This window comes from Allosphingosinicella sp. (assembly GCF_036403745.1).
GTDB lineage: Bacteria > Pseudomonadota > Alphaproteobacteria > Sphingomonadales > Sphingomonadaceae > Allosphingosinicella.
Genome location: NZ_DASWQI010000027.1, coordinates 1 through 10,088, shown reverse-complemented (window position 1 = coordinate 10,088; position 10,088 = coordinate 1). Strand labels below are relative to the sequence as shown.

7 protein-coding genes and 1 pseudogene are annotated in these 10,088 nt (G+C 68.2%); all 8 read right to left on the bottom strand.

The window, feature by feature from the left end; translation table 11 throughout:
- Window positions 1–1,675: pseudogene (locus VGC56_RS03035) on the bottom strand (hypothetical protein); the annotation flags it as partial.
- Between the two features lie 14 nt (window positions 1,676–1,689).
- On the bottom strand, window positions 1,690–2,316 hold the full coding sequence (locus VGC56_RS03030; RefSeq protein ID WP_464123219.1) for a hypothetical protein: 627 nt from the start codon (window positions 2,314–2,316) through the stop codon (window positions 1,690–1,692).
- 93 nt (window positions 2,317–2,409) lie between these two features.
- Window positions 2,410–3,759 (bottom strand): hypothetical protein, encoded by a 1,350-nt coding sequence (locus tag VGC56_RS03025; protein WP_464123217.1) that lies wholly within the window; start codon window positions 3,757–3,759, stop codon window positions 2,410–2,412.
- Complete coding sequence (locus tag VGC56_RS03020; protein WP_464123215.1) at window positions 3,759–4,397, bottom strand: Ig-like domain-containing protein; 639 nt, start codon at window positions 4,395–4,397, stop codon at window positions 3,759–3,761. Before VGC56_RS03020 ends, VGC56_RS03025 begins: the two co-directional genes overlap by 1 nt.
- 352 nt (window positions 4,398–4,749) lie before the next feature.
- The gene (locus VGC56_RS03015) at window positions 4,750–6,426 is read right to left on the bottom strand and encodes a M28 family metallopeptidase (RefSeq protein WP_464123214.1); all 1,677 of its coding nucleotides are present in this window, start codon (window positions 6,424–6,426) and stop codon (window positions 4,750–4,752) included.
- 71 nt (window positions 6,427–6,497) lie between these two features.
- Window positions 6,498–8,204, bottom strand: a complete 1,707-nt coding sequence (locus VGC56_RS03010; protein WP_464123211.1) for an N-acyl-D-amino-acid deacylase family protein — start codon at window positions 8,202–8,204, stop codon at window positions 6,498–6,500.
- 224 nt (window positions 8,205–8,428) lie between these two features.
- Complete coding sequence (locus VGC56_RS03005; protein WP_464123209.1) at window positions 8,429–8,722, bottom strand: hypothetical protein; 294 nt, start codon at window positions 8,720–8,722, stop codon at window positions 8,429–8,431.
- A 10-nt stretch (window positions 8,723–8,732) separates the two neighbouring features.
- Window positions 8,733–10,088: chaperonin GroEL (gene groL / locus VGC56_RS03000; RefSeq protein ID WP_464123207.1), on the bottom strand; the 1,356-nt coding region annotated here is incomplete at its 5' end.

Sequence of the window (10,088 nt, the reverse complement as noted above, 5' to 3'; positions counted from 1 at the left end):
CGACCCCGGGGCCGTGGGCGTAGACGCGTAGCTGGGTGCCGGCGCCGTTGAACTCCTCGACCAGCTTGTCGCCGTCATATTCGAGGCGCGTCGTCCCCGACGAACCGGTGACCTGCCACAGCCGCCCGTTCGGATCGTAGGCGAGGCTGACTCCGCCCGTGCGCGTCACCAGCCGGTTCTCGGCGTCGTAGACGTAGGTGCTGACGCCGTCCCCGGTCAGGTTGCCGTTGAGGTCGTAGCTATAGGTGTTGGGTCCCACCCCCGTATATTGATTGAGCCCGTTGACGCCGTACGACCAGTTGACGTTCTGCGCCGCATTCGCGGCATAGGCGCCGTTCAGGCGCGCCTCGCTCACCAGCTGGCTCGCCGCATTGTAGCCGAACGTGACGCTCTGGTCCGCGCCGCTGCTGAGCAGGTCGTGGGTCTGCGCCTGCAGCCGGCCAGCCTGGTCATAACCATAGCCCGCGCTCGAGGTGCCGCCCGGCCCATAGCCGGTCCCCGAACGCCGCCCGCCCACATCGTAGGTGATGGTTGCCACGGTCGTGCCGTCCGCCTGACGCAGCGCGGTCATCCGGTCGAGCCCGTCATAGACGCTCTGCAGCACATAACCCGCGCTGGTCGACGTCTGGTAGGTATTGCCGTCCGCGTCGTAGGCGTAGGAGATGGTCCGCGGCACGCCCGCCAGCGTCGTCACCGCCGCCTGCAGCCGACCGGCATTGTCGTAGCTGTTCGAGATCGAGCCGCCGCCCGCAAACGCCGCCGACAGTTGGAGGCTGCGATTGTCGTAGCCGTAAGTGACCGTATAGCCGGCCGCCAACGTCGCCGAGGCCGGCACCGCCTTCTGCGTCACCCGGTTCAGGGCGTCGTAGCTGTAGGTGAGGGTGACCCCGTCGCGCTTCCGCAGCGACGTGCGGTTGCCGTTCGGGTCGTAGCCATATTCTTCATAGTCGTTCTGGTTCGCGACCTTGGCGCCGCTCGCCGCCGGGAAGATCCAGCGACGCTGCCGATCGTGGCCGTCATAGATGAGCTCCGCCCGGTTGCCGTTCGCGTCGGTCACCGACCTCTGCTTGCCGTCGTCGGTATATTGGTACGTGACGTAATCCTGTTCGAGCCCGGCGACGCCGACGGCCTTCTGGACCCTGAGCAGCTCGCCGGCTTCGTTATACCAGTTGCGCGTGATCCGGTCCGGCCCGTCGCTGCCCTGCGCGCCAAGCTGGCAGGCCGGCGTTCCGGCGCCGAACGCGGCTAGGTTCATCCGCACCGCAATGCACTCCAGCCGGCCGACATTGTCGTAGCTGGTCTGGGTGAGCGTCAGCGCCGCCCCCGTCGACGGATCCACGGCGCTCTCAGCCGCTTTGCGGTCGAGCGCATCGTAGGTCGTCTCGACGCGCTCCTTGACCGTGAACCCGCTCCACGCCGGCGGCGCCACCGCCTCGCTCTGCCAGGCGGCAAGCTCGCCCTTCTCCACCCGCACCAGCCGCCCAGCCGCGTCGTAGCTGTTGCGCACCGCCAGATAATGGAGCGGCCCCGCCCCGTCCGGATCGGGCGCGATCGTGCCGGTCACCCGGTGCGCCGCGTCGTAGCGGTAGCCGGTCGTGAAGGCCGAAGGCGAAGCCTGGGCCAGCGCCGCACCCGGCACCGCCGCCAGAACCAGCAGGGCTGCAAGCCGCCGCACCGTCCGCGCCCCGCTCACGAGCAGCTCACCAGGCCGGCCCGCGGCTTGGTCTCGCTGATCTTGTTGCCCGCCGCGTCGTAGCCGTAGCATGTGCGCAGGGAGAGCCCGCCCGCATCGACGACGACGCCGCGCAGCAGAAGGTTGTTAGGCCCCGAATCCGGCCCGTAATCGTAGGTGGTGATCACCTCGTCTCCCCCGGTCGCGCAGCCGGTGCCGGACGCCGCGCCCGCCTTGCACAGGCGCATGTCGGCAAGCAGCCAGATCGGCGGCCCGCCGGCGACGAAGCCGCCCGCCCCGTTCGAGATCCAGGCGGTGCGCTGAACGTAATTGTAGCGCTTCTGCGCCGCCACGCCGTTCACCGCGGGAAGCGTCTCGGTCAGCACCCCGCCATGGGCCGCGTCGTAGCTGTAGGTGGTGACGTTGCCCTTCGCGTCGGTGCCGGTGATCGGCTTCTCGCAGAAGCGCATCGTCGCCGGCGTGCAATTGTAGGTTGCGGAGCGGGTAATGTCGGCCGGAATGGTCTGCCCCGTGATCGCCACCGCCACCTGCCGCGTGGCAAGCAAGGTGCGCGACAGGTAATCCCAGGTGTAGAAGGTCTTGATTCCCGACGGCTCGGTGTTCGACACCGCCAGCGGCGTCACGATGCAGCGATGGTGATAAGTGGACGGCAGGTTCGCCGCCGCATTGGGATCGCAATAATCGTAGTGGCTGGTGCGGCCCAGCGGATCGGTGATCTAGATCGGCCCCGAGGTCATCTGATAGACGATGGTCGTGCCGCCGTCGGGATTGACGTTGGTCGGGGAGCAGGGCGACGTCTGGCACGGATCGCCGGGACCGGTGCCCGGCTTGATCGGGAAATCGTAGAGCACGCTCGTCACATGGTTTTGCGCATCGGTGTAGGTTCCGCCGGCGAGGGCCGAGACGTGGTTCGGGACATCGGGCGCGAAATTGTAATTGTAGGTGTAGCTCTGCCCATCGGCGAAGCTCTGCTGCGACACCACGTCGGCGGTGAGGCCGTCATCGTTCACCATCATCGGCCCGGTCTGGTTGACCAGCCATGGCGTCGTCTGGCCGGGCTTCACGAACCCCATGCCCGCGCCATAGGTGAAACCCCAGACGGCGCCGGTGGGATCGGTGGCGCTGGTCAGCACCGTCCGGCTGTTGGCCGTGCCGAAGGTGTAGCTCGCCGCCGGCGCCCCCGCGGGGCAGAGGTTGCTCGCCGGCTTGGTCGCCGCCGCCAGGTTGAGGACGCAGGATTTCACGACGTAGGCACCGCTATATTCGAGCAGCATCGCATAGCCGCGGCTGCTGGTGACGCTCCTCAGCCGCGTCGTGTTGGTCCCGCCGGGCCGGTCATACTCGAAGTTGAGCACCGTTCCGTCGGCGCGGGTCAGCTGCGACACGTAGGCGCAGCGCAGGCTCGACGAGCAGTCGCCGCTGCCGATCGGCCGGAATATGGCGGTCGTGCCGTCGGCGGCCTGGAAGGTGTAGACGGTCGCCGCGGCTTCGCGGGTGCCGCCCGTGTAGGTGAGCCGGGCATAGCCGGCGCGCGAGAAGAGGTCGTAGCCGGTGTTGGTGCTGATCGACTGGAAGCTCGCCGACACGCCGCCGAATGCCACCTCGGCCTGCGTGTCGGGCTGCCCCGGAGTGTCGGTGGAGATGCCCTGCTGCACGTTGATGCTCTTGATCGTCAGCATCAGGTCGAAATTGTGTGAGAAGTTGCCGAACGGGTTGGTGTGGTTGACCACCTGCTGCGTCATCGTCCGCGTCAGCGCCAATCCGGAGTCGCCGCCGATCGACACATCCGTCTGGCTGTAGGCGTAGCGGCCCGAGCGCATGTCGACCCCGCCGGGCGAGACCATCATCTTCTCCGGCGGCGGCGCCAGCACCGAATCGGCCGCCGCAGCGGCGGGTGCCAAGGCCGCAAGGCCAGCAATCGCTTTCCACAGCGACCATTTACCGTCCCGCAGACGCGCGGTCGCCCCGCATGCTTCGCTCAGGCCGCCACCCGAGCGTACCGGAGCGTTGATGCGCGTCGACTCGGCGCTGGAGGCGCGCGCTTTCGTGGCTGAAGAACGTCGCATCAGCAGCCTCCCGTCAGGATGGTCACGGTGAAGCTGCCAGTGGTGCTGCCTCCACGTCCGTCGCTCACCGTATAGGTACCGGTGAAGCTGCCGCTGCTGTAGGTGGGCGTCCAGCTCAGCTTGTTGTTCTGGATGCTCATCAGACCGACTTGCATGGCGGGTCCGGAAATAGACGTGAGCGTCAGCGGGTCGCCGTCCGGGTCCGAATCGTTCTGCAACGCGTCGAATGTGGCCGCCGTACACTGCTGCGTGGTGAAGCTGTCGGCGACGGCGACCGGAGGGCTGTTCCCCGGCGGCGGCGGCGGCGGCGGCGGCGGCGGTGGTGGTGGCGGCGGTGGTGGTGGCGGCGGTGGCGGTGGTGGCGGTGGCGGTGGCGGAGTAGGTGGCGGCGGTGACGGCGGCGGCGGGCTGGGCGTGCCGGTGACCCCGCTCACGCCGTAGCTCTGGCGATTTCCCGCCGGATCGTAAGCTATAGTGGTGGCCAGCCCGTTATTGACCGTGCCGCTGCTCGAGGTCGCGACGAGGCGGCCCAGCGCGTCGTAGCTGTAGGTGATCGTCTCGCTCGCGAGAGCGGCTGTCGCCAACGCAAACGAGGACGTCGCCAGGAACAGCCTGGCGGCCACGGTTTTTCTTCGCATCGACAGCCCCTGTTCGAATGCAGAACCAGCAGTCGAGCACGCCGCCCGAAGGCCCGTCAATACAGGCCGAATACTGTAAGAAGCCGTGACTCGGCCGCACCGATGGCGCGACTCGATCGTTACTGCCTCCTCTTCCCGTGGGCTTTCTCCAGCCCCCAACCCAACTGCGCCCGCTCCGTCCATCCCCGTCGCCCCCACATCGACCACCACGCCGACCACCGCCTCGCCGCGACTCGCGTCAAAGTCAGAACAGAATTAGAACATAAAATTTGGCCAAGCGCAAGTTCTATTTTGTTCACGGAACAGAACGGGCTTCCTGTGCCGCTCCGCCTGGCCTCCGCGGGATGGCGGTTCAGCGCACCGCCCGTGCCGCCGCCGACTTCTCCCGCACCGGGCGGAACTCGGACGAGCCCTTCCACGCCGGCCATTTCCGGCTGAAGGCGAGCTCCCGGCCGATCGCATAGGCCAGCGCCACGTCCTGCGCCGCGCCGCGCAGGTCCCAGTCGGCGCGCCACTGGTCGCAGGTCTGGTGGTAGCAATGGGCGGTATAGTCCGAGACCCAGGCGTCGCCGGCGGCGCGGCCGCCCTTCACCAGATCGGGCCCGGCGCCGAGCGCCATCAGCAGCAGCACCGGCACGCCGCGCTTGGCCATCGGGAAATGGTCGGCGCGGTAGAACAGGCCCCGCTCAGGGTGCGAGTCCGGCGTCACGTACCGGCCCTGCGCGGCGGCGAGGCGGGTCATCATGTCCTCGAGCTCGCTCTGGCCGCGGCCGATGAGGATGACGTCCTTCGCCGGGCCGAGCGGCTCCAGCGTGTCGAGGGTCAAATTGGCGACCATCTTCTCGGGACTGTAGAGCGGCGTCGCGGCGAAATATTCGGAGCCGAGCAGGCCCCTCTCCTCCGCGGTCCAGGCGGCGAAGACGAGGGTGCGGTCGGGCCGTGGCCCCGCCTTGAAGGCGCGGGCGATCTCCAGCACGCCGGCAAGGCCGAGCCCGTCGTCGGCGGCGCCGGGACGGATGGTGCGGCCCTGCGCGTCCGGCGCGCCGATCCCGTAGGCGTCCCAGTGGCCCGAGAACATGATCGTCTCGTTGGGCCGCTTGGCGCCGGTCAGCTTGGCGATGACGTTGTGGCTCTCCACCCGCTTGGTCTGCACCCCGAAATCGGCCGAGAAACTGGTGTGGAGGTCGATCGGGCGGAAGGCGGCGGTGCGGGCCTGGCGCTTCACCGCCTCGAAATCGATGCCGGCGCGGCGGAACAAATCCTCGGCCACCGGCCTCTGGATCCAGCCCTGGAGCAGCACCGGCTGCTGCGCCCCCTCGCCCAGCACGATGTTGTAATTCTCGCCGCCCGGCGCCTGCACCGTCGCCCAGCCATAGCCGGCCCCGGCGCTCTCGTGGACGATGAGCGCGCCGACGGCCCCGCGCCGCGCCGCCTCCTCGAACTTGTAGGTCCAGCGGCCGTAATAGGTCATCGCCTGGCCGGCGAACTTGCCCGCCACCGGGTCCCCCGGCGCCGCCTCGAAATCGGGATCGTTGACCAGGAACAGGGCGATCTTGCCCTTCAAGTCGACGCCCTTGAAGTCGTCCCACCCCCGCTCCGGCGCGTTGACCCCGTAGCCGACGAAAACCACCGGCGCGTCGGCGATCCGCGCCCGGTCCGTCTCGCGCACGCTGCTCAAATAGATGTCCTTCGGGAAGCGTAGCGGGATGCTCTGGCCTCCCGTCGCGAAGGCGGCGGTACCCGCCTTGTCCAACTGGGTGCGGATCAGCGGCACGGTCTGGGTCCAGCTCCCGTCCGGCCCGCCCGGCTCGAGCCCGAGCAGGCGGAATTGCTCGGCGAGATACTGGATCGTCTTCGTCTCGCCCGGCGTCCCCGGCCCGCGCCCCTCGAACGCGTCCGACGCCAGGGTCTTGGTGATCGTCGACATCCGCACCGGATCGATCGGCGCCAAGGAGCGCGGATCGTCCGGGCGGACCGGGGCCGCGGCGGCGAGAAACAGGAGGGAGGCGAGCGCGGCCGGTGCTTTCATGGCGTTTTCCCGGGAAAATGACGGTGATCCACGGTCAATGTTCCGGTCGCGCGCCGGTTGCAACGGCGGTTTTACCGTGTTCGGCACCGGTTCCAGCCGGGTCCCCGCACGAAACGGCCCGGTGTCGCGCCATTATGGTCACCGTCCCGCAGCACCTGGACCCCGTTCACGAACACGTGCCGCATCCCCACTGCATAGCTTTGCGGCTTCTCGAAGGTGGCGGTGTCGCGGATCGCCGCCGGGTCGAAGACCACCACGTCGGCCAGCTTCCCCGGCGCCAGCGTCCCCCGCTCCTTCAGGCCAAGGTTTTCCGCCGGCAGCGCGGCCAGCTTGCGCACCGCCTCCTGCAGGCTCAACACCCTGTCTTCACGCACATATTTCCCGAGCAGCCGGGCGAAATTGCCATAGGCGCGGGGGTGGGTGCTGGACTTGAGGAACACCCCCTCCGGCGCCTGGCTCGACGCATCGGAGCCGAAACTCATCCATTTCAGCCCCACTTCCCGCCGCACATTCTCCTCGCTCATCGAGAAATAGGCGACCTGGATCCTGGTCCCGTCCTCCACCACCAGGTCCATCGCAATCTCCTCCGGCGTCTTCCCCCGCGCCTTGGCGACCTCGGCCAGCGTCTTGCCGGTCAGCGCCTTCAGCCTCTCGGTGCGGAAGCCGAGGAGGAGCACCTTGGCCGGCTCCTGCACGACGATCTTGGTGTTCTCGCCAGCACTGGCGCTGCGCATCTCGGCGAGGACGCGGGCGCGGATCGCCGGGTCCTGAAGCCGCTCGACCCATTTCTCGATGCCGCCCGCCTGCACCCAGGTCGGCATCGCGGCGTCGAGGCCCGTCGAGCTCGCTGCATAAGTATACATGTCGGCGGTGATGCGAAGGCCCCGCGCCCGCGCCGCCTCGACCCGCGCGATCGCCGCGTCGAGCTTGCCCCAATTGTCCCTACCCGATTGTTTGTAATGGTAGATTTCCGCTGGCGCATGGGCGTCCGCGGCGATCTGCGTCAGCTCGTCGATCGCCTCCAGCAGCCGCGGCCCCTCGTCGCGCATGTGCGAAATATACATGCCGCCGCATTTACCCGCCTCGGCGACCAGCGCCGTCAGCTCCCGGGTTTTGGCGAACGTCGCCGGCGCATAGATGAGCGAGGAACCCACCCCCATCGCCCCCTCGTTCATCGCCTCGCGCACCAGCGCCCGCATGCGGTCCAGCTGCGCCGGATTCGGCTGGACGTCCCCCTCCCCCAGCTCGTGGATGCGCAATGTCGTGGCGCCGACGAAGCTCGCGACGTTGGTCGAGATCCCCTTGCGCTCAAGGAAGGAGAGATAGTCGCCGAGGCTGGTCCACTGGACGGGATATTTGATGTCGGCCTGGCGGGCGAGGTGCTTGGCCTTCATCTCCGCCGTCCATGGGCCGAAGCTGTCCCCCTCCCCCATCACCTCCAGCGTGACGCCCTGGCGAATATCGCTCTCGCTCCGCCCGTCGACGATCAGCGCCTCGTCGGCCCAGCTCAGCATGTTGACGAACCCCGGCGCCACCGCGAGCCCGCGGACGTCGATCTCCCGCGCCGCCCGCCCGGCGACATGCGGCGCCACCGCGACGATCCGGTCCCCCCGGATCGCGACATCGCCGGTAAACGGCGTACCGCCGCGGCCGTCGACGATCGTCCCACCCCGCAGGATCGTGTCGTATCTAGGCGCGGGCGCCGCGGGCGCGGCCGGCACCGAGGCGGGGGCCGCGAGCAAAGCCGCCGCCGCCGCGAAACCGATCCCCTTGTGCATCGCGGCTCTCCTCCTTGGGCGGCGTTCCGGGCGGCGCGCCGGCACCTACCCCTCCGTTCTAAGCGGGCGGGGGCGTGGAGCCAACCGGGGCCTGGAAGGGGCGCGCGACTCCGAAGGTGCGACATCGCCAGCTGACCCGCAGAGGCCGGTGAATGTCGGGCCGTAGATGGCAGCGGACGGTGAGCGGCGGCGTGAAGAGGGGCTTGTGGCCGCTGGGAGAACCGTCAGGCGTCGTCGCTGATCGGGAACAGGAAATAACCGCGCTCGGAAACGCCGTTCGCGATCTGGAGGGACGTGGCGCCGACGCGGCGGTCGGCCGGAGAAACCACGACCTCCTTCGCGTAGATCCACGCGGATCCGTGCTGCGGCAGATTCCCGCCGGTGGCATCGGGAGTGAGCGCGCCCCGCCAGCTGTCCGCCTTCACGAATTTGTGGAGGAGGAGGCTGGAAGGAACACCAGGCGCTTCGGGGGCCGGAGCTGCGTCCGCGTCCCCGACGATGGTCATCTTGTCGCTCACTGCCAATTCCTCAGAAATTCATCCCGCCCGCTCCGCCGGATGTGGCGGAGCCGTCCGGCTCATCCTCCTGCAGATCGGCAACGGCCGCCTCGGTAGTGATGAGGAGGCCGGCGACCGAGGCTGCATCCTGCAGCGCGGAGCGAACGACCTTCGTCGGATCTACGACGCCGGCGGCAACGAGATCCTCGTAGACATCCGTCTGCGCATTGAACCCGAAGGTGCCGCTCTCCTGATCCAACAGCTTGCCCGCGACCACCGCGCCGTCGAAGCCGGCATTCTCGGCGATCTGGCGGAGCGGCGCCTGAAGCGCCTTGCGGACGATGTCGATGCCCCGCGTCTGCTCGTCATTGGCACCCGCCAGGCCAGCCAGAGCCCTCGAAGCATAGAGAAGCGCGGTGCCGCCGCCGGGGACGATCCCCTCCTCGACGGCGGCGCGGGTGGCGCTGAGCGCATCGTCGACGCGGTCCTTGCGCTCCTTCACCTCCAGCTCCGACGAGCCGCCGACCTTGATGATCGCGACCCCGCCGGCGAGCTTGGCAAGGCGCTCCTGCAGCTTCTCCATGTCATACTCGCTGTCCGACCGCTCGATCTGGCCGCGGATCGCATCGACGCGCGCCTTGATGGCGTCCGACGTGCCCGCGCCGTCGACGACCGTGGTCTTGTCCTTGTCGATGGTGACGCGCTTGGCCGTGCCGAGCATGCCGAGCGTCACCGTCTCGAGCTTGATGCCGAGATCCTCTGTGATGACCTGGCCGCCGGTGAGGATCGCCATGTCCTCGAGCATCGCCTTGCGGCGATCGCCGAAGCCCGGCGCCTTCACCGCCGCGACCTTGAGGCCGCCGCGAAGCTTGTTGACGACGAGTGTGGCGAGCGCCTCGCCCTCAATGTCCTCGGCGATGATCAGGAGCGGGCGGCCCGACTGCGCGACGGCTTCGAGGATGGGGAGCATCGCCTGCAGGTTCGACAGCTTCTTCTCGTGGAGCAGGATGTAGGGGTCGGACAGCTCGACCTGCATCTTTTCGGCATTGGTGATGAAATAGGGGCTGAGAAAACCGCGGTCGAACTGCATGCCTTCGACGACGTCGAGCTCGAACTCGAGGCCCTTGGCTTCCTCGACCGTGATCACGCCTTCCTTGCCGACCTTCTCCATCGCTTCGGCGATCTTCTCGCCGACGATGGTGTCGCCATTGGCGGCGATGCTGCCGACCTGGCCGATTTCATTCGATCCCGCGACGGGCTTCGAGCGCTTCTTGAGATCCTCGACGACCTTGGTGACGGCAATGTCGATGCCGCGCTTCAGGTCCATCGGGTTCATGCCGGCGGCCACGGACTTCATGCCCTCGCGAACGATCGACTGGGCGAGAAC